The 19,949-nt window shown below is 67.9% G+C and carries 20 protein-coding genes; 3 read left to right on the forward strand and 17 right to left on the reverse strand.

What is annotated here, in order from left to right; genetic code table 11:
• Positions 1-231 precede the first annotated feature (231 nt).
• From JOE31_RS03395 to JOE31_RS03410, 4 genes are all read right to left on the reverse strand, one after another.
• The gene (locus tag JOE31_RS03395) at positions 232-1,554 is read right to left on the reverse strand and encodes an MFS transporter (protein ID WP_209742136.1); all 1,323 of its coding nucleotides are present in this window, start codon (positions 1,552-1,554) and stop codon (positions 232-234) included.
• Between the two features lie 103 nt (positions 1,555-1,657).
• Positions 1,658-1,996 carry a hypothetical protein gene (locus tag JOE31_RS03400; protein ID WP_209742137.1) on the reverse strand — a complete coding sequence of 113 codons (339 nt, stop codon included), beginning with the start codon at positions 1,994-1,996 and terminating at the stop codon, positions 1,658-1,660.
• 91 nt (positions 1,997-2,087) lie between these two features.
• Entirely contained in the window at positions 2,088-3,380 is a 1,293-nt protein-coding gene (locus JOE31_RS03405) for an MFS transporter (RefSeq protein WP_209742138.1), read from the reverse strand.
• Between the two features lie 27 nt (positions 3,381-3,407).
• The gene (locus tag JOE31_RS03410; protein WP_209742139.1) at positions 3,408-4,631 is read right to left on the reverse strand and encodes a M20 family metallopeptidase; all 1,224 of its coding nucleotides are present in this window, start codon (positions 4,629-4,631) and stop codon (positions 3,408-3,410) included.
• 145 nt (positions 4,632-4,776) lie between these two features.
• Between JOE31_RS03410 and JOE31_RS03415 the strand changes: the two genes are divergently transcribed.
• Positions 4,777-5,808: an Lrp/AsnC family transcriptional regulator gene (locus tag JOE31_RS03415; RefSeq protein WP_209742140.1), complete on the forward strand. Its 1,032-nt coding sequence runs from the start codon at positions 4,777-4,779 to the stop codon at positions 5,806-5,808.
• A 97-nt stretch (positions 5,809-5,905) separates the two neighbouring features.
• Positions 5,906-7,360 carry an MFS transporter gene (locus JOE31_RS03420; protein WP_209742141.1) on the forward strand — a complete coding sequence of 485 codons (1,455 nt, stop codon included), beginning with the start codon at positions 5,906-5,908 and terminating at the stop codon, positions 7,358-7,360.
• On the opposite strand, the gene cycA is transcribed toward JOE31_RS03420, so the two are convergent.
• The 10 genes from cycA to JOE31_RS03470 form a co-directional block, all read right to left on the reverse strand.
• Positions 7,357-8,847 (reverse strand): D-serine/D-alanine/glycine transporter, encoded by a 1,491-nt coding sequence (cycA, locus tag JOE31_RS03425; RefSeq protein WP_209742142.1) that lies wholly within the window; start codon positions 8,845-8,847, stop codon positions 7,357-7,359. The genes JOE31_RS03420 and cycA overlap by 4 nt on opposite strands.
• A 430-nt stretch (positions 8,848-9,277) precedes the next feature.
• Positions 9,278-9,622 (reverse strand): hypothetical protein, encoded by a 345-nt coding sequence (locus JOE31_RS03430; protein WP_209742143.1) that lies wholly within the window; start codon positions 9,620-9,622, stop codon positions 9,278-9,280.
• A complete protein-coding gene (locus JOE31_RS03435) occupies positions 9,619-10,224 on the reverse strand; it encodes an Asp23/Gls24 family envelope stress response protein (protein ID WP_209742144.1) in 606 nt (201 codons plus the stop codon). Before JOE31_RS03435 ends, JOE31_RS03430 begins: the two co-directional genes overlap by 4 nt.
• Entirely contained in the window at positions 10,221-10,802 is a 582-nt protein-coding gene (locus tag JOE31_RS03440) for an RNA polymerase sigma factor (protein WP_245198952.1), read from the reverse strand. Before JOE31_RS03440 ends, JOE31_RS03435 begins: the two co-directional genes overlap by 4 nt.
• A gap of 92 nt (positions 10,803-10,894) precedes the next feature.
• Positions 10,895-11,125 (reverse strand): CsbD family protein, encoded by a 231-nt coding sequence (locus JOE31_RS03445; protein ID WP_209742145.1) that lies wholly within the window; start codon positions 11,123-11,125, stop codon positions 10,895-10,897.
• 80 nt (positions 11,126-11,205) lie between these two features.
• Positions 11,206-11,853, reverse strand: coding sequence for a hypothetical protein (locus JOE31_RS03450; protein ID WP_209742146.1), 648 nt, complete (start codon positions 11,851-11,853; stop codon positions 11,206-11,208).
• Complete coding sequence (locus tag JOE31_RS03455; protein WP_209742147.1) at positions 11,822-12,403, reverse strand: DUF6286 domain-containing protein; 582 nt, start codon at positions 12,401-12,403, stop codon at positions 11,822-11,824. The genes JOE31_RS03450 and JOE31_RS03455 overlap by 32 nt, the downstream gene beginning before the upstream one ends.
• Positions 12,400-12,705: a hypothetical protein gene (locus JOE31_RS03460; protein ID WP_209742148.1), complete on the reverse strand. Its 306-nt coding sequence runs from the start codon at positions 12,703-12,705 to the stop codon at positions 12,400-12,402. The genes JOE31_RS03455 and JOE31_RS03460 overlap by 4 nt, the downstream gene beginning before the upstream one ends.
• 86 nt (positions 12,706-12,791) lie before the next feature.
• Positions 12,792-12,983, reverse strand: a complete 192-nt coding sequence (locus JOE31_RS03465) for a DUF2273 domain-containing protein (protein WP_209742149.1) — start codon at positions 12,981-12,983, stop codon at positions 12,792-12,794.
• A complete protein-coding gene (locus JOE31_RS03470; protein WP_374100878.1) occupies positions 12,980-13,477 on the reverse strand; it encodes an Asp23/Gls24 family envelope stress response protein in 498 nt (165 codons plus the stop codon). The genes JOE31_RS03465 and JOE31_RS03470 overlap by 4 nt, the downstream gene beginning before the upstream one ends.
• Positions 13,478-13,913: 436 nt before the next feature.
• Here JOE31_RS03470 and JOE31_RS03475 point away from each other — a divergent pair, with 436 nt between their 5' ends.
• Positions 13,914-15,821 carry a DEAD/DEAH box helicase gene (locus JOE31_RS03475; protein ID WP_209742151.1) on the forward strand — a complete coding sequence of 636 codons (1,908 nt, stop codon included), beginning with the start codon at positions 13,914-13,916 and terminating at the stop codon, positions 15,819-15,821.
• A gap of 133 nt (positions 15,822-15,954) precedes the next feature.
• Here JOE31_RS03475 and JOE31_RS03480 read toward each other — a convergent pair whose 3' ends face one another.
• The 3 genes from JOE31_RS03480 to JOE31_RS03490 form a co-directional block, all read right to left on the reverse strand.
• Entirely contained in the window at positions 15,955-16,605 is a 651-nt protein-coding gene (locus JOE31_RS03480) for an MBL fold metallo-hydrolase (RefSeq protein WP_209742152.1), read from the reverse strand.
• A 21-nt stretch (positions 16,606-16,626) separates the two neighbouring features.
• Positions 16,627-17,646 carry an aldo/keto reductase gene (locus tag JOE31_RS03485; protein WP_209742153.1) on the reverse strand — a complete coding sequence of 340 codons (1,020 nt, stop codon included), beginning with the start codon at positions 17,644-17,646 and terminating at the stop codon, positions 16,627-16,629.
• Positions 17,647-17,726: 80 nt separating this feature from the next.
• Entirely contained in the window at positions 17,727-19,928 is a 2,202-nt protein-coding gene (locus tag JOE31_RS03490) for a bifunctional diguanylate cyclase/phosphodiesterase (RefSeq protein ID WP_209742154.1), read from the reverse strand.
• Between the last annotated feature and the right edge of the window lie 21 nt (positions 19,929-19,949).

A 19,949-nucleotide genomic window follows, 5' to 3' on the forward strand; every position in this document is an offset into this window, starting at 1 on the left:
GACTGAGATTACGGTTCGGCGTGTGGCACTATCAACGGTCCGCGACGCGCACGTTCACCGGCGTTCACGCGGTGACGCAAAGCGACATCGGCAAGCCCCGACCGGCCGTCCGGGGCGTCCGGAAAGTAACGGAGCGTCACGTGACGTAACTGCCGCCGTCGTCGTCATGTCGGACTGCCGGCCGGCAGGCGGGCGGCACGGACAGCGGCGGCCCGTCCTCCGGATGTCGTGTCAGTTCAGTTCGGCGGCTCCGGACCGCGGCTGCAGCGCGGTCCAGATGATCACGGTGGCCACCAGCGCGATGGAGATCAAACCAAGCCCGGAATAGCCGACGGCGGCCAGCACCGGGCCGGCCAGCGCACCGCCCGTAGCCGCGGCTGCGTTCATGCTCAGGTCCGAAACGCCCTGGATGGCCGGCCGGTCCTGCAGCTGTGCCGATTCGGCCACCAGTGCGGACCCGGCAACCACCGAGGCGGACCAGCCAAGCCCCAGCAGGATCAGGCTTGCGGTCACGGCCGGACCTGAATCCGACGCGAATCCGGCCAGCACCAGCGAAGACAACAGCATGGCCTGGCCCAGCAGGATGGTGCGCAGCCGGCCCGCTTTGTCCGCCATCCAGCCGAATACGGGGGACAACCCGTACATGCCGGCGATGTGCAGGCTGATCGTCAGGCCAACCACTGTGAGGCTGGCCCCGTGGTCGCGCAGGTGGACGGGCGTCATGGACATGAGCGCCACCATGGTGGCGTGGCTGAGGGCGACGGCGGCCACCGCATACCTCGCCCGGGGGTTGCTGCGCAGGATCCGCAGGCCGCTCTTGGGCTGGGGCGCTTCGAGGTCGGGCACGCGGGAGGCCATCGCGGTGAGGAGCGGGTCCGGCCGCAGGCCGGTTGCATAAACGACGGCGGTTGCAAGCTGGGCGGCCACGGAAAAGGCGAATGCGCCGGTCAGCGGGGGCAGGCCGAGCGCGGCACCCACCACCTCGCCGGGGCCGAAAAGGTTCGGGCCCAGAACGGCTCCGATTGTTGTGGACCAGACCACGATCGAGAGGTCCCGGCCCCGCGACCCGGGGAGTGAAAGATCGGTTGCGGCGAAACGTGCCTGCAGGTTCACCGCGGAGCCCGCTCCGAGGAGCATGAGGCCCAGCAGGAGCAGCGGAAAGACGGCAAGTGCCGTGGCAGTGATGGCCAGGATAGCGCCGGCGCCGGCAATGAGGGCGCCCGTGGACAGTGATACCCGGCGCCCGCGGGCCTGGGCAAGCCTGGCCAGGGGGACAGCGGCGAGGGCGGCACCGAGGGTGCTCATCGTGGCAGCCATTCCGGACCACGCGTTGGATCCGGAGAGCTGGGCTGCCAGCAGGGAACCCAGGGAAAGCGTCGCGCCCATGCCGATGCCGCCGAGGATCTGGCCGCCGACCAGGACGGTGACAACGCGGCGCTGCAAGCTGCGGTCTTCCGGGACGGGGTGGGGAAGGCCGGGCTGGGCCGGGCTGGCGGCGTGGCCCGGCGTTGCCCCGTGCAGCTTCCTGCTTACAGGCCGGTCCTCTGCGTTCATGCTGATCCTTAGCTGCGTGTCCTTGGCGGGAAGGGGCGGCCGGAGACCGTCCGGCCGCCCCCGGGCGGTTCCAGCCCCTTAGCCGCAGAGCTGTCGCAGAACTTTAGTTGCAGAGCTGTCCGAAGGTGGCGCCGGCCTTCTGGTAGCCCGCCTGCAGCTCGGCCACCTTCCCGGCGTCCGGGTTCTCCTTGGCGTTCTCGTCCGCGTAATCCAGGATCGCCTGCACGGCGGGCTTCATCTCGTCTGAGGCCCCTCCGACGAGCGGGCGGAGCTTGTTGCCCAGAATGATCATTCCCGTCTTGCCGGCGTTGGCGCTGGGGTCCGTCACAACGATCTTGAGCCGGTCGCAGGTTTCAGCGGTGGTCAGTTTTGCCGGCGCGGAGCAAGCGGAAGCGGAGATGATGAGCCCGGCGGCGAGCAGGGCCGTGGTGAGTTTCTTCATGGTTCCCTTAATAGATGACTGTCGGTCGATTGTACGCAGGTCCCGCTGGGCCTCCGGTGTGCGTACCCGGCCTGTGACGCTGCGGGGAACGCTAGTGCGTCAGGTCCTTGCCCTTGGTTTCCGGGATGGTGAAGACAAACGCGATGCCGATCAACAGCAGGAGCACGGCGTAGACGTTGAACAGGTTGGCTTGTCCGACGGTGCCGAGCCAGGTCTGCAGGTAGGGGGCTGTGCCGCCAAAGACGGCAACGCAGATGGAGTAGGGGACACCGACGCCGACGGTGCGGATCCGGGTGGGGAAGAGCTCGGCATACACGGCCGGAACGATGGCGGCGCTGGCTGCGATGAAGAACAGCATCACGGACATTGTGACGGCCAGCTGCCAGGGGGAGTCCTTCAAGAGCCAGGTCATGGGGAAGTGCAGCAGGGCGGCACCGGCGGAGCCCATGATCAGGACCGGTTTGCGGCCGATCCGGTCGGACAGTTTGCCCCAGAACGGCAGGGCGGCGATGAAGACGATGTTGGCGATCACGCCGGCCCAGAGGGCTTCGCCGCGGTCCATCTTCAACGTGGTTGCGGCGTAGCTGGGCGCCACGACGCCCCAGATGTAGTAGCTCACGGTGAGGCCCACCGTCAGGCCGATGACCTGCAGGGCCTGCTTGCGGTGCCGCCAGATCTGCGGCCACATCGGCTCATGCTTCTCGGTGGGAGTCTCGGACTCGAAGGCCGCCGTCTCCTTCATCCTGGCGCGCATCACCAGGGCGTAAACCCCCAGGGCGCCGCCGATCAGGAACGGGATGCGCCAGCCCCAGGCGTTCATGTCGGCCTGGCTGAGGACGTTGGACAGGACGGCGCCGAGCAGGGTCCCGGCCAGGATGCCGGCGGTGCCGGAGGTGTAGATGAGCGTTGCCCAGAAGCCGCGCTTTTCCTTGGGCGCCATCTCCGAGAGGTAGGTCTGCGACGACGGCAGCTCCCCGCCGTGGGCCAGGCCCTGGATCAGGCGGGCCACCAGCAGCATCACGGACGCAAAGGCGCCAACAGCTTCGAAGGTGGGGGCGACGCCGATCAGCAGGCTGCCGAGCGCCGCCAGGCCGACGGCGAACGTCATGGACGTCTTGCGGCCGATCCGGTCACCGATCCACCCGAACACGAAGCCGCCGAACGGGCGGGCCACGAAGCCGACGGCGAAGATCGCCAGGGTGGCGAGGAAGGCCGACGTCGGATCCGCTTTGCTGAACAGCGCGCTGGCGATGAACGGCGAGAACGTGGCGTAGATCGCCCAGTCGTACCATTCAACGGCGTTGCCGATGCCGGTGCCGATGAGGGTACGCAGGTGGGACTTGTGAACCTGGACCTCGGCTGGCATGCCTACGGTGGAAGTCATGTGGGGCTCCAAAAAGTGGTGGGAAGGTCAGTTGCCGGCAGCCGCAAGGGCCGCGATGCGGGAAACAGCGAGCTCCGCGTAGAGCGCTGCGCCGTCGGAGAGGACGCCGTCGTCAAAGGTGGCGTAGGGGGAATGGTTGAACGGGGTGGACGTGTGGTCCGCACCCGGGGCAACGGCGCTGAGCCCGATGAAGGTTCCAGGCACCTCGGCCATCACCCGGGAGAAGTCCTCCGAGCCGCTGAGGGGGGTGGCCCAGCGGGTCAGGCGCGAATCGCCAAAGAGCTTCTGGATGGTCTTTTCGGCGGTGTGTGTCTCGTCTTCATCCGTGACGCTGAGGGGGTACTCGGAGCGGTAGTCGACGTCCACCTCGAGGCCGTGGGCCGCGGCGATGCCTTTGAGGAGGATCCGAATGGCCGTCATCATCCGTTCCCGGGAAGCATCGGAGAAGGTGCGGATGGTGGCTTCGAAGCGCGCGGATTCAGGGATGACGTTGCGCTTGGTGCCGGCCTGCAGGAGGCCGACCGTGAGGACTACGGGATCGAACATGTTGAACTGGCGGGTGATCATCACCTGCAGGGCGGTCACCATTTCGGCAACGGCCGTGACGGGGTCCTTTGCGGAGTGCGGCGCGGAGCCGTGGCCGCCGGCGCCCAGGACGGTGACGAAGAGTCCGTCCGAGGCGCTCAGGATGACGCCGGGCTTGGTGCAGAACTGCGCGTGCGGTTCCAGGGCGGAGAACACGTGCATGGCATAGGCGGCGTCCACGCGCCGGCCGGCAGCGTCCAGGACGCCTTCGCGGATCATATGGGAGGCGCCGTCGAAGCCTTCCTCGCCGGGCTGGAACATCAGGACAACGTCGCCGGCGAGCTGGTCCCGGCGGTCGGCCAGCAGCCGGGCGGCGCCGGCCAGCATGGACGTGTGGAGGTCATGGCCGCAGGCATGCATGGCGCCGTCGATGCGTGACGTGAAGTCCACGCCGGTACGTTCGTGGACGGGCAGGCCGTCCATGTCCGCACGGAGCAGGACCGCCGGCTTCTCGGCCGACGCGTGCGGCGCGCCGCCGCGCAGGACTGCAGTGACCGACGTCGTGCTCTCACCAAGGGTGATTTCATACGGCAGGCCGTCCAGGGCCTTGAGCACCTTTTCCTGGGTCCGGGGGAGATCCAGACCGATCTCCGGCTCCCGATGCAGTTCGTGGCGGAACCTGGCAATTTCGCCCTGCAGTTCCCTGGCATCGGCGGTGATCGACATGTGCTCTCCTCATTTCCGAACGATTGGTAAGTGACCTGCGTCCATTCTGGAGTGAGCTGGTTCACAACCAGGGAAATAGCTCGAAAAAATCAAAAGTAAGATGGAATCTGCAGGATTCGCGCATGGGAAAAGGTGGTGGTGCCAGATGGATGTCAGCGAAGACGATCTCGAACTGATCAATGCGCTGCAGATCGCGCCCCGTGTCAGCTGGTCTGATGCCGCCGGCGTCCTGGGGGTGCATGCCACCACCCTGGCGGCCCGCTGGGACAGGCTTCGGGCTGCCGGCGCCGCCTGGACAACAGCCCATCTGATCGGCGACCCCAAGCAGATGTGCCTGGCACTGGTGGACGTGGACTGCGAAATGCGGCAGCGCGCTGACGTCACGGCGGCGCTCGCGGCTATCCCGGAAGTGGTCACAGTGGAGGAAGCCGCCAGCAACCGCGACCTGATGCTGACGGTGATCACACCCACCCTGGACCGCTTTAGCGACACGGTGGTGCCGCAGTTCAAGGAGATCCCGGGACTGCTCAAATACCGGACCTCACTCTGCACCCGGCTTCATGTGGGCGGTTACGCCTGGCGGCTCAACGTTCTGAGCAAGGCACAGCAGAGCGCCTTCAACGCACTCGCCGGACCCGAGGCGGCCGGCTCCGTGCCGCCCGCCGCTACGGGAGCCCCGCTGCCGCAAAGCCACCTGGACCTGATTCCGTTCCTTGCGCAGGACGGGAGGGCAACGGCAGCGGATATCGCCCGCAGCCTGGGCCGGAACCCGGCCACCGTCCAGCGGCAGCTGAACCGCCTGCTCTCCAGCCAGTTGCTGTCCTTCCGCTGCGAAATCGCGCAGAAGTACTCCGGCTACCCGGTCACGTGCCAGTGGTTCGCCAATGTGCCGCCCGGCCGGCACGAGGCCGCCGCGGCCGAACTGCGCAGCCTCCGCAACGTCAGGCTTGCCGCTTCCACCACCGGCCGGACCAACTTTGTGATCATCATGTGGCTGCAATCATTGGCCGAGGTGATGAATGCCGAGCTGGCCCTCCAGCAGAAGATTCCCGGGATTGAACTGGCGGAAAGCGTGGTGGTCCTGAGCGCCGCGAAGCGGGTGGGCTGGATGCTTAACCCGGATTCGACCGCCACCGGTGCGGTTGTTCCATCCGCCGGCCTGGGGCTGGAGGCCTAGCCTTCGTCGCAGAGCAGGTGGTACCAGTTGTCGGCGCCGCGAGTTCAGGACGACCCTGAACGCCACGGGCCGGGGTGTTTAATGGCAGGCACCATCCATGTCTACTGATCAGGCCACCACCGTGCAACGAAGCGCCCCCGCCGACGCCCCCGAGAAAGCCGGAATCCTGCACCGCCACTACCTGCTGGTGACGGCCGGCGCATGCGCCCTGGTGTTCCTGGCCGCCTTCGAGTCCCTTGCCGTGACCACCATCATGCCGCTGGTCAGCCGCGAACTGGACGGCGCCGCCTTGTACGCCCTGGCCTTCGCCGGGCCGCTCGCCACCGGTGTGATCGGCATGGTGGCGGCCGGCAACTGGTCCGACCGCCGGGGTCCGGTGGGTCCGCTGTACGCTTCCGTGGCCCTGTTCGTGCTGGGGCTGCTGATCGCCGGAACGGCAGGAAGCATGGCGGCCCTGGTGGGCGGACGGCTGGTGCAGGGCCTTGGCGGCGGCGCCATGACCGTGGCGCTTTACGTTGTGGTGGCGCGCGTCTATCCGCCCGTGCTGCACCCGAAGATTTTCGCCGCCTTTTCCGCGGCTTGGGTTATTCCGTCCCTGGTGGGCCCCTTCGCGGCCGGAATCGTGGCCCAGGCGGCAAGCTGGCACTGGGTGTTCCTAGGTGTGGTGGGCCTGGTGGTGCCGGCGCTCCTGATGATCGTTCCCGCGCTGCGCGGACTGCACCGCACCCCTGCCAAGGCCACCCCTGCCAACGCCGATGCGCCGGAAGGAACCACAAGTGCCCAACGGTGGTCCTACGGCCGGCTCGCATGGGCGGCACTGGCGGCGCTGGCCGTTCTGGCGCTGAACCTGTCCGCGCAGGTCCCGGGGGTGGGGGGCTATCTGGCGGCGGCCGCCGTCGTGATCGCACTGGTGGCAGTGCGCCCGCTGGTGCCCCGCGGCACGCTGCTTGCCCGGCGGGGGCTGCCGAGCGTCATCCTGGCCCGCGGCCTCGTCTCGGCCGCGTTCTTCGGGGCAGAGGTCTACCTTCCGTACCTGCTGGTGGAGCAGTATTCCTTTTCCCCGACGTTCGCCGGGCTGACCCTCACCGGCGGCGCACTGGCGTGGGCCGGCGCCTCTGCCGTCCAAGGCCGGATGGGCGGCAGGCTCAGCAACGTCAGGGCCATGAAGATCGGGTCAGTGATGGTGCTCGGCGCCGTCGTCCTGGCCCTGGTGACCACCGTCCTAAGCTGGCCGGCCGCCGTCGCGATTGCGGGCTGGATGTCCGCCGGCTTCGGGATGGGCCTGATGTATCCGCGGCTCAGCGTGATGACCCTGGCCATGTCCACGCCGGACACCGAAGGGTTCAACAGTTCGGCCATGTCCATCTCCGATTCGCTTGGTGGTGCGTTGGCCCTGGCCACCACCGGGATAGTGTTTACGGCGTTAACGTCAACGACGACGGCGGGCGGGGTCTCGGGCGCTTCCTTTGCAGGAGTCTTCGCCCTCACGGCCGCCATCGCCGTCGTCGCTGTGGTTGTTGCGCCGCGGGTTGCGGCGCGGACAAAGTCCTAGCTCAGGGCGTTGACTCTTGCCTTGTCCGAATCGGACTCGGCCTTCCACTCTTCAATCCGGGCCTGCTGCAGCGGTGTCTTGCGGTTGAAATGCCAAGCCGCGCCCAGGATCAGGAACCAGAGGGGAGCGACCACCAGGGCGAGGCGCGTGTCATCGGCCTGGGCAAGAGCCACCAGCATGAACACGAAGAATGCCAGCACCACGTACGGCATAAAGGCGCCGCCGGGCATCTTGAAGGCGGACTGGGCATGGAGTGCGGGCCGGCGGCGGCGGAACACAATATAGCTGACCAGGATCATAGACCAGACAAACATGGTGAGCACGGAGGCGACCGAGGTGACCACGGTGAAGGCGCCAATGACGGAGTCGCCCGAGTAGAGCAGCACCAGTCCGGCGAGCAGGAAGATGCAGGAGAACAGCAGGGCGTTCTGCGGGACCTTGCGGATGCTCAGCTTGCCGAAAGCCTTCGGGGCGTTGCCGTCCTGGGCCAGGCCGTAGACCATGCGGGACGTGGAGTAGATGCCGGAGTTGGCGCTGGACGCCGCGGAGGTGAGGACCACCAGGTTGATGACCACCGCCGCGATTCCCAGGCCGGCCAGGGTGAACATGCCGATGAACGGGCTGCTGGCGGCGTCGATGGTCCGCCACGGGTTGACCGCCATGATGACCACCAGGGCGCCTACGTAGAAGAGCAGGACGCGGATCGGAATGGAGTTGATGGCCCGCGGAAGGTTCTTCTCCGGGTCCTTGGTTTCGGCTGCCGCGGTGCCCACCAGCTCGATGCCTGCGAAGGCGAAGATGGCGATCTGGAAGCCGAGGATGAAGCCGAACATGCCGTGCGGGAACATGCCGCCGTCGTTCCAGATGTTGGCGAGGCTTGCCACTGCGCCGTTGGGGGAGGTGAAGTGCGTTGCGATCATCACGATGCCGGTGCCGATCAGCGCCAGGATGGCAACCACCTTGATGATCGCGAACCAGAACTCGGCTTCACCGAAGGCCTTGACCGTGGGGAGGTTCAGCAGGATCAGCACGACCGGCGTGATCAGGGCCGGGATCCACAGCGGCGTGCCGGGTGCGAGCTTGTCCACGTACCCGGCGATCGCGACGATGTCGGCCACACCGGTCACTACCCAGAAGAACCAGTAGGACCAGCCGGTGAAAAAGCTCGCCCAAGGGCCCAGGAGATCGCCGGCGAAGTCGCTAAAGGACTTGTAGTTCAGGTTGGAGAGCAGGATTTCGCCCATGGCGCGCATCACGAAGAACAGCATGGAGCCGATGATCATATAGACGAAGATGACGGACGGGCCGGCGAGGGAGATGGTCTTGCCGGAGCCCATGAACAGGCCGGTGCCGATGGCGCCGCCAATGGCCAGCAGCTGGATGTGGCGGTTGCCCAGTGCCCGGGCGAGGTGCGGTTCCTGGCTGTGGCCTCCGCTGGCGGTTTCCGTTGCAGTGTTCCTGGCAACCGTGGTGGTGCGTTCAGACATCAGTGCTTCTTTCCTTGTCTCAGGCGGACTGCGCCGCAGGCGGTCTGCCGTCCGGCAGGCTGCACCGCCGCCGTCCGCACGGAGCCGCCACGGATGTGACGGAGGTAACAGTTGGGGGTGTGGATTAAGACTAGGGGCCGGTAGGCGGCCCCTCCTTCGCGCCGGGGCAAGCGGCACCGCCGGACGGCGCACCGGAAAGCCGACGGCGGGCGGCCCCGATCGTTACTCGGCTTCCGCAGCGGGAAAGGGCATGCCCCGGCGTGGTGCCGGGCTGTGCTGCCATAGCCGGGGCCTCGTGTCGTCGTCTCCCGGAGCGGGCGGATCAGCCGCTGTCCGCGTCGCTTGCGCCTCGACAAACGTCGAGCCTCAGGGCATCAACTGTAGTCCGTTGTTGGACGTAACAATGATTGGCTACCGGGAGCGAGGCCGGCTACCGCGGCGTCGGCTGGGGACCTGAGATCGCGGCCACCTGCACGTCCACCGTGACGGACAGGGGTTCAAGGTGCCGGCGGACGGCTGCCGCCACTTCACGGCAGACGTCCGGAGCCCGGTGCGCGGAACTGACGCCGATCCGGGTCCGCACTTCAGCCGTCGTGCCCGGCGCCGCTGCAGAGGCCAGGACAAGGACGGGCGGGAGCTGGACGCCGGTGGCCGCGCCCAGCGCCGCACCGGCAATGTTCTGCCACGCCGGACGGGCAGGGTAGACCGCGGTGACGCCGTCCACGGAGCGGATGACCTCATAGAGCCCGTCGGCCGCGGGCAGGGGCTGGTTCATGGCTGGGGCTCCTCCGTAGTGGGCGGCGTGGCTGCAGGCGGCTGCAGGACGTCAGAGACCGCCAGGTCTATCGCCGCGATGTTCAGTTCCGTGTGGCGGGCGAGTGCGGCGGCGAGGTGCTCGCGGAGCGCCGCGGCCTTGCCCATCATCTGGTGGCCATAGAGGACAGCCAGCTGGACCTCCACCGTCACCGGAGCGCCGGGCACTGTGACATCCCCGCGGAGCCGGCACTTGCCCACGGCGATCCCTTCGACCGCGTCACCCACGGCGCGGACCAGGGCCGTGATGGCTCCCTCTGTCTGGGACAGGGTGTCCCCGGGGTGGTCCGGCCGCAGCGGAATCGTGCGGCCGGGACGCAACTCAAGGCGCAGGTTGTCCAGGATCGACTGCATCCAGTCGTCCGTCCCTTTGCCTGCAGCCGCGATTTCCTCGCCGAGGAATTCGGTCCCCAGGTCTTTGAGGTTGCGAAGGGAGGCGAGTGCCGCCTGGCAGTCCGGGCATTCCGCCAGGTGCCGGGGATCAGAGATGTCTCCGGTGTCCAGATAGGTGCTGAGCTCTTCGAGGCTGTGTCCGCATTCGAGGTTCCTGTCCGGGATACTCATCGCCATTCCTCCATTTCGCGGGCCAGGGTGACCCGCGCCCGCGCCAGCCGGCCGCGGACGCTGTCGGCACTGATGTTCAACGTCGAGGCGATTTCCTCGTAGCTCTGGTCCCCGAATTCCTTCAGGACCCAGCAGCGGCGCTGCTCTTCCGGGAGCCGGGCCAGGGCTGCCTTCAGGGCGGCGACCCGGGAGCGGTTCACGGCGGCCGACTCGGGATTGGCGTGGTTGCCCGCGCCGCCGGCCGCAGCTTCATGTTCCGCGGCCAGCTCCGGGTGGACCTTCCGCCGCCTTATATAGTCGATGCTGCGGCTACCCGTGATGCGCAGCAGCCAGCCCTTCACCGCCCCGTTGTCCCGCAGCGTGTCCAGCTGCGTCCAGGCCTGCATCAGCGACTCCTGGACAACGTCGTCGGCGTCAGCGAAGGACGCGGTGATCCGGCGGGCGCATGCCCGCATCTGAGGTCCGTACCGCCGGGCCAGTGCTTCAAATGCGGCGGTGTCCCCGTCAGAGGCGCGCCCGGCAAGGATGGCATCCGGAACGAGTTCCAGGCCATGCGGCACGGATGATGGACCGTCCAATTGATTCTGCTTTCCTCTCCGGCGCGGCGGGTTTCAGGAAGGGCGGCTCTCACCAGGCGTGGCGGCCCCACCGTGGGTGGTGGCCGTCCCGCTCAGCCTTTGCCCAGGCCGTCCTTGAGCTTCTGGGCCGCTGCCTTGATGCTGCCGCCGATGTCAGCTGCTGCGTCCTTGGCGGTCTCGGCGGCTTCGCCGAGCTTCGCCCGGGCCTGGTCAGCCTGGCCTTCGCGCTGCAGGTCCTCGTTGCCGGTCAGCCGGCCGGCCTGCTCCTTGGCGCCGCCGAGGTGGTTGATGACGGTGTTGCGTCCCTTGTCTTCGAGTCCCATGGGATGTCCTTTCGCGATGGTTCGGGCTTGTGCCCGGTTCCGGGTGATCGTCGATTCAGTTGGTGGTGCGGGTGTGGCTGTCAGCGGGCGCGGTCGGGCCGGGCCAGGCGCGTCCTGGTCCCGGCAGTGATTCGGACCAGGGCGGGAACAGGATGGCCCAGCAGCCGGTCGAGTCCGGCGACGAGCTGTTCGGCTGTGTCCGTGAGCTCCCGCGGACACGCGCCCTGGCGTGCCCGGATGTTGAGTTTTATGCCGGATTTCCCGCCGGCGGCGCCCCGGACCCGCCAGGCGGTAACGGAGGCGGCCAGCACCAGGCGGTTTCCCGCCAGGGCTTCCGCGACCAGCCGGGACACCAGGCTTGTTTCCACGGTGGTGGTTCCCTGCCCGGCGTCGGGCGCTTCCGCCACAACGCGGGTGCGGCGGCCGCCTTGGGAGGCTGCCCAGCAGATCATCAGGGCCGCCCCCAGCAGCAGAATTCCGACGGCGGCAATGGTCCACCAGCTGGTGGCGCCGTCCGGCAGCGGGGCGGCCGCAAGAAGTTCGCGGATCCGGGCCCATGATTCCCGTCCTGTTGCAGCCCATTGCGCTGCAACTCCGGGAAGGGTCCCGGCGGCAGCGGCGAGGGCGCCGGTCGCAATCAGCAGCAGTCCGGTGAGCGCAAGGAGGACGCGGTTCAGGGCGCGGTGTGTGTTCCTGTCATTGGCCGAGCACCCCCTTGGTGGTGACACGGACGCTGCTGCGCATGCGGCGGCGCAGCGCGTACGTGGCGAGTTCGCCGTCGACCGCCGCCTTGACGGCGCCGGCGTCAACCGGAATGCCCGACGTCGGCTGGATGGTGACGCTCACGCTCCGGCTGCCGACGGTGGTGGAGGCCTGGCCCGGTGCAAGGCCCGCTTGCCGGCGCGCGGCCCGGGAAAGCGCCGCGGCGATGACTTCATGGTCGGCGACGACGGCTGCACGGCCGCTGCCGAGCGCATGCCGGGCGCCCCGACCTGGTGCGACAGCAAGTATCAGGAACAACAGGCCGGCCAGGCCGAGTCCGGCGCCCGCGGCAGTCAGCGCTGAGGGGGCCGCGGAGCCCGCAGTGCCCGCTAGCCACCGTCCCGCATCCAGCGGCCGCGCGATGACGGCCGGCTGCCCCGCCGCGGACAGTGCTGTTTCCAGCGCCATCCAGAGCAGGAGCCCGGCCGCAGCGGCTGCCGCGGCTGTGGAAGCGACGGCGCGCGAGGAATGTATTTCACGGCGGACCATCCTGCTGATGTGTAGGTTTTCGCTCATAGCAGTGCCTTTCCGCCTGTCCGGTGGGTATCCGTGAGCCGGATATCCACGCGGCTGACTGTCGTTCCGGTGACTGCGCCGGTGTGCTTGATGATGGCTGCCCTGGCCAGGTCCGACTGTTCAAACACAGTGGGTACGCCGGGCACGCCGTCCGCGTCCGCGGCAGCCAGTTCGAGAAGGGCAGGCACCGGAAGCGGGACCGCCACCGTGATGGCGAGCAGTCCGGCGTCGTCCCGCAGGCTTGCCCTGACCGTGCCTGCCGGAAGTCCGAAGGCCTGCGCCGCCACAGCCTCAACAGCCACTGTCAGCGCCTTGGCCGTGATCCTGGTGTGGCCCCGCTGCTGCGACTCCTGACTGCAAGTCTTCGGGCGGGGCCTCAGCCCGGTGCTCATGAGGATGAGCGCTTGCCGCGCAGGGCGTCCGCCACTCCGCGCAGGTCCAGCCTGCCTTCGGCCGCACGCCCCGCGGCCGCGCCGGCACCCATCAGGAGGGCGGCCAGCAGGAAGCCCCAAAAGCCGAAGGCCAGGGCCACCACCGCGAGGACGGCGCCGATGGCGGTTCCGGCAATTGCGGGGCTCAAGCTACCCGCGATTCACGGGCAGCCTGGTCAGCCTGCTCCTCGTCATCCGACGGGACGTGGATGTCCGTGATGGTCACGTTGACCTCCGTGACCTCCATGCCGACGAGGTCTTCGATGGCGGTGTACACGGCGTCGCGGGCCTCATCCGCCACCTTCTGCAGTGCGTGCGGGTACTCCACCACCAGGGTCACGTCCACGGCCACCTGTGTCTGGCCTACTTCAACGTTCACACCCTGGGTGAGATCCTTCTGGCCCACGCGTTCCCTGAGGGATCCGATGGCGCGGGCCGCGCCGCCGCCGAGGGCATACACGCCGTCGATCTCCTGGATGGCGATGCCGGCGATCTTGGCCACCACGCCGTCGGCGACCGTGGTGGCACCGCGGCCGTCCTTGCCGGCGTGCTTGACCTGCGTGGCGGGTGCTGCCGGTGCCGGGGCCTGGGACTTGGTCACGTCGGCGGGGGTCTTGGCCTGGGTCTGGGTCGTCAATACAATCACTCCTGGTCATTTGAAGCGGACACCGCGGTGGTGCCGACATGAGTAAGACGCAACCTCCGCGGCAATCCTCACGCTCCGCTCTGCGTGAGCTGCATCACATTCATTCGGTCCCGTTCCGCCCCGGGGCGGCTTCGAGCACGGGGCTGCGGCGTGCGGGTGCTAGACTGATGGAACTTGATGTGCAGTGATGCCCACTTTGATTCGGTTCATCAACCGGATCCCCCGAAGGATTTGTCCGGCAGGGAGTGGGTTTTTTTCATGTGAGAGGCACATCCTGCGTCGATGAACGCGTTCTATTTGGTCCCGGCCGCCGCTACCGCAAGGTTTGCAGCAGCCCGGTTGATCACCTGACTTTTCTTCGGCGAACCCCTGGGCCAACCGGCACCGGGGGCCGATATCCGCACGGATACCGCCTGAAAGACCTTTGAAACACATGACTACTTTTGCTGCCCTCGGCACGCCCAAAGAACTTGCCGACACCCTCACCGCACAGGGAATCACCGAGCCGTTCCCCATCCAGGTCAAGACCCTCCCGGACACCCTGGCCGGACGCGACGTCCTGGGCCGCGGCCGCACCGGCTCCGGCAAGACCATCGCCTTCGCCATCCCGCTTGTAGCACGACTCGCTGAGCGGGAAGCCAAGCACTTCCGCAAGCCCGGCCGCCCGATGGGCCTGGTCCTTGCGCCGACCCGCGAGCTGGCCACCCAGATCAACGCCACCATCGAGCCGATGGCTAAGGCCATGGGCCTGAACACCACCGTGATCTACGGCGGCATCTCCCAGGCACGCCAGGAGAAGGCGCTGCGCGCCGGCGTCGACATCGTTATCGCCTGCCCGGGCCGCCTGGAGGACCTGATCCGCCAGCGCATCCTGACCCTCGAGGCCGTCGAGGTCACCGTGCTCGACGAGGCCGACCACATGGCCGACCTCGGCTTCCTGCCGGTGGTCAAGAAGCTTATGGACATGACCCCGAGCCAGGGCCAGCGGCTCCTGTTCTCCGCCACGCTGGACAACGGCGTGGACAAGATCGTCCAGCGCTACCTGTCCAACCCGCTGACCCACTCCGTGGACGATCCGCAGGCCGCGGTGACCACCATGGAACACCACGTGCTCGTCGTCAACGACCAGACCGTCAAGAAGCAGCTGATCGTTGAACTCGCTTCGGGTGCCGGCCGCCGCGTGCTCTTCATGCGCACCAAGCACCATGCCCGCAAGCTTGCCAAGACCCTGACCGACGCCGGCATCCCCGCCGTCGACCTGCACGGCAACCTTTCGCAGAACGCCCGTGACCGCAACCTCGCCGAGTTCTCCTCCGGCGACGTCCGCGTCCTGGTGGCCACCGACGTCGCCGCCCGCGGCGTCCACGTGGACGACGTCGAACTGGTGATCCACGTTGACCCGCCCACGGAGCACAAGGCATACCTGCACCGCTCGGGCCGTACGGCCCGCGCCGGTTCCGACGGCACCGTGGTCACGCTGACCCTCCCGGAGCAGCAGTCCGACGTCAAGAAGCTCATGAAGGCTGCCGGCGTCGAGGTCAACTTCGAGCGCGTCACCGCCAACTCACCCCTGGTTGCAGAACTGGTGGGCGAAATGGCCGACAAGATCGATCCGCGCACCCGCGCCGCACTGCTCGCCGCCAAGGCTGCGCAGCACGGCGGCGGCACCTCCACCGGTGCCAACGCGGAGCGCAAGCGCGCCCGCCGCTCCACTCAGGCTGCACCCACTGCGGGTGGCCGCGGTGGACGTGGCGGACGCGGACGGGTCTCGGCCGAGGCTCCGCGCACTGATCTTCCGCGTTCCGAGCGCCGTGCCGTGGCCTATGAAGGCCAGGCCGCTGCCCGCAACGCCGCTGAGCGCGTGGCGGAGAAGAACCAGGACCGCGCCGATGCTGAGCGCGCCGAGCGCCGCAATGCACGCGGCCGCGGCCGTGCCACTGCCTACTCGCACCACAACGACGTTCCCGCTGCAGGGGGCCGTGCATCGGCCGGCCGCGGGTCTGACGCACGTACGTCCGACGGCCGTGGCGACGCCCGCGGCGGCGCAACCCGCACCAGCGCTCCCCGCACCGGTGCGCAGCGCGGTGGCGCTCCCCGCACCGGCGGAGCAACGGGCGGCCAGCGCAGCGGACGTCCGGCAACGGGCCAGCGCGCCGCTGCCGGCAGCAAGTCCGGCTCGGCCGGCGGCAACGCTGCAGTCTGGTCATCCAACACGGGCGGAACCTCGGGCGGATCCTACGCAGGCGGCGGCAACGGCCGCTCCGGCGAAGGCCGTCCGGCACGCAGCGGCGGACCCCGCCGCGCGTCGGCTCCGGCCTCGAACGAACGCCGCAGCCGCTAAAGATCGCGTTTTCGCTACCAAAAGTAGAGGGCGACACGCAAAATGCCGGTCGCTGCGGGTATATCCGCAGCGACCGGCATTTAGCGCAGCGCAAATCACGAAGCGCAGCGCCAGCCTGAAAGCGTAGCGAAAGCTACCAGCCGCGGGCGCGCCACTCCTCAAGGTGCGGACGCTCCGCGCCGAGGGTAGTGGGTTTGCCGTGGCCCGGATGCACCAGGGTGTCATCCGGGTACACGTCAAACAGCCGCTCGCTCACATCGGTGATCAGTTGGGTGAACCGCTCCGGATCCTTCTGGGTGTTGCCCACGCCTCCGGGGAACAGTGAGTCGCCGGAGAAGATGTGCGCCGGCCCTTCCGGGTCCTGGTACACCAGCGCCACCGACCCCGGCGTGTGCCCCCGGAGGTGCACTGCCGTCACGTCGAAACCGTCGAAGTTGCCCACGTCACCGTGGTCCAGCAGCACGTCCACCGGTACCGGCAGCTCCGGGGCGTCATCAGTCCCGGCCGCCGTCTTCACTCCGGTGGCCGCCACGAGGCCCGGCAGTGCACGGACATGGTCCCAGTGCTGGTGGGTGGTGGCAACGAGCGCCAGCTTCGGCGTCGCGGAGGTATCCGCGGCGGCGTCTGCAAGCAGCCCCTGGATGGCGGCCAGATCATCGGCCGCATCGATCAGGAGCTGTGCACCGGACGCCTTGCCGGTGAGCAGATACACGTTGTTGTCCATCTCGCTGACCGAAATCCGGCGGATGGTGATGTCACGAAGGTCGTGAATGAGGGAATCCATGGGGCTCAGTCTACGGAAACCCTATTCGCGGCCCTGGGACACCCACTTGGGGTCCGCAGAGCGGGAGCCGACGACGGCGTCCGCGGCGGCGTCGAGCTTCTCCAGTTGCGCACTGGTGAAGGTGAGCGACAGCGCACCCAGGTTCTCGTCGATCCGTTCCGCCTTGCGCGTGCCCGGGATGGGAACCACGGGCAGGCCGAGCTTTTTGCCCTGGGCAAACAGCCAGGCCAGGGCCACTTGTGCCGGAGTCGCCGGCTTACCGGCGACGGTGAGCTCGGCTGCGACGGCCTGAACCGCGGCCACCACTCCCTGGTTGGCATCCGCCGCGTCTGCGGCGAAGCGGGGAATGTTGCGGCGGAAGTCGCCGCTCCCGAGCTTCGAAGCGTCCACTGTGCCGGTGAGGAATCCCCGGCCCAGCGGCGAATATGGCACGAAACCCACCCCAAGCGCGGCCGCCGCGGGAACAACGTTGCGTTCCACATCGCGGCTCCAGATGGACCATTCGCTCTGGACCGCTGCGATCGGGTGGACGCTGCTGGCCTCCCGGAGCTCTTCGGCCGTCACTTCCGACAGGCCGAGGTGCCGCACCTTGCCTTGCTGCACCAGCGCCGCCATGGCCTCCACGGTTTCCACAATCGGAACGCGGAGGTCGCGGCGGTGCATGTAGTACAGGTCAATGGTGTCGGTGCCCAGGCGGCGGAGGCTGGCTTCCACCGCTTCCTGCACATAGGCGGCGTCGCCCCGGATGTCGGTGTAGCCGGTGGACGGGGTGCCCACCAGCCCGAACTTGGTGGCCAGCTGCACTTCGCCCCGGCGTTCCTTGAGCAACCGGGAGATCAGTTCCTCGTTGCTGCCGCCGCCGTAGATGTCTGCGGTGTCGATGAAGCTGACGCCCGCATCCACCGCATGGTGCAGGGTCCGCAGGGCCGCGGCCTGGTCCACTTCGCCGTAGACCGGCGTCAGGGCCATGCCGCCGAACCCCAGGGGGCTGACGTTCAATCCGTCGCCGAGGTGGACTAGTGATGCGGATGCCGGTGCCATAAGGGTCTCCATTTCGCTGCTGTGCGTATTCCGGGAAGTGCCGTCCTAGCCAAGAACTCCGGCGGGAAGGCCAGTATTCCTCATGAATCGAGGGCTTGCTCGAGCGTTGCCGGGCGGGGCTGAAGGCGGGCGTCCGAAGCAAGGAGCGTTTCGATCGCCTCGGCGGAACCCGGCCGGGCCAGGAAGTAGCCTTGGCCCATCCGGCAATCCAGGGCGCGGAGCAGGTCCAGCTGCCCGGGCTCCTCCACCCCTTCGGCGATCACTTCGAGGGAGAGCATGCGGGCCAGTCCCAGGATGCCTTCGAGCATCGCCGCCGACTGCGCCTCGGACGCTTGCCGCCCAAGAAACGAACGGTCGATCTTGAGGATGTCCGCCGGCAGCACAGCCAGGGAACTCAGCGAGGAATATCCCGTCCCGAAGTCGTCGATGGCCACACGCACACCGGTCTCCTTCAGGGTTTTGAGTGCGGCGATGCCGCCGTCCGTGCTGCCGGCAAGGGCTGTTTCGGTGACTTCGAGCACCACCTTGTCCGCCTGTGCCGCGGGGTCGGCAAGGATGCGTGTGATGGCGGCCAGGTTCCGCGGGTTGGGAAGCTGGATGGTGGAGAGGTTGATGGCAATCCAGAGGTCTCCGCACTGCGGCAGGGACTTCCGCCAGCTGGCCGCCTGGCGGCTCGCGTTATCCAGCACCCAGCAGCCGACGGCGTCGATGTCGCCCGTCTCCTCGGCGAGCGGAATGAACTCCGACGGCGCCAGCAGCCCCAGCGTGGGGTGCTCCCAGCGCACCAGCGCTTCCACGCCGAGGATGGCTCCGGTGTCCAGATCGGCAATGGGCTGGTATTCGAGGCGCAGCTGACCGGCGGGCACGGCGGAGGCCAAGTCCCGTTTGAGGGCGGCGCGGTACGTCATATGGTCGTAGCCTTCGGCGTCGAAAAGCTGGAAGCGTGCCTTTCCGCCGTGCTTGGCCAGGTACATCGCGAAGTCCGCCTGCCGCAGCAGCTCGGCAGCGTCTGTGGTTTCCGGACGGCGCTGCGCCGCACCCATGCTGGCCGTGACGGTGAGGCGGTCGTCGCCGACGAAGAACGGTGCGCGCAACGCCCCGTGGATCCGTTCGGCGATCCCGGCGGTGACGGAGCCGACGTCGTCGTCCATTACAACGATCGCGAACTCGTCCCCGCCAAGGCGGGCAACCACGTCGTCGGAGCGGACGCAGCCCTTGAGGCGGGCGGCCAGCTGGATGAGCAGGGCATCACCCCGCTCGTGTCCCAGCGAATCGTTGACCTCCTTGAAGTCATCGATGTCGATGAACAGCAGTCCCTCGTTCCGGTTCCTGCGGGTGCTTCCGGCCCCAAAGGAAGCCGTGAGGCGTTCCATCAGGGCCGCCCGGTTTGCCAGGCCGGTGAGGGGGTCGTGGGTTGCCCGGTGTGTGAGGGCCTCATGGCTGCTGTGGACGGCGGCGGCCATGCCGTTAAACGCCTCCGCCAGTTCGCCGAGTTCGTCGCGGCGGAAGACTTCGATGCGGTGGTTGTAGTTTCCGGCCTGCAGCTTGCGGACACCCTGGTGCAGGCTCCCAACCGGGCGCATGAGGTCCTTGACCATCCTGCGGCGGAAGTACACCGTAGCGCCCACTGCCACCACGAACAGGAAGCTGCGCGCGATAACCAGGAACCGCTCGAGTTCGGCGCTGTGCTCGAGTCCCTTGTCCATTTCTGCCAGGGAGTAGCGCCGGATGTCCGCCAGTTGGCTGCGGATTCCTGCGCTGGAGGCGGCCAATGCCGGGGTCTCCTCCACGTGGCTGCCCCGCAGTGAAAGCACCCCGTTGCCCCACAGGCCATGTTCCGCCAAGGCTTCCTGCCAGGACTGCCGGGCCGCGGCAATCGTTTCCCGCACTTCTGTTTCAGCCGGCAGGACGGCGGCGACGTCCTCGAAGACGCGGGAAATCTCCTCCTGCTGCCCGAGGAAAGCGGAGCGGTCCACGGGGGCACCCGAGAGCAACTGGTGCCCCAATTGCTCGTGGGCATCGAGGGCGGACCGGAGGGTCTCTAGTTTGTCGAGCTCCAGTTGCAGCCGGGCTGACGTTTCCTGCACCTGGTCCATCAGGCCCCGCACACCCACGATCGTGACCACGGCGCCGATCAGCAGTGCGGCGAGCATAAGCAGGAACGCCCTGGACCATTCGCGCCGCAGGCTCCAGGTGCGCCCGGACGCGGCAGGCCCGGTTGCGCGGCCCTCCGGGGGCGTGGCCGCTGGTCCTGAAGCATTGTCCGGCGCTTGCGCATCCATGTGCTGTTGTCCTCTGCGTCC

This window comes from Arthrobacter sp. PvP023, from assembly GCF_017832975.1.
GTDB lineage: Bacteria > Actinomycetota > Actinomycetes > Actinomycetales > Micrococcaceae > Arthrobacter.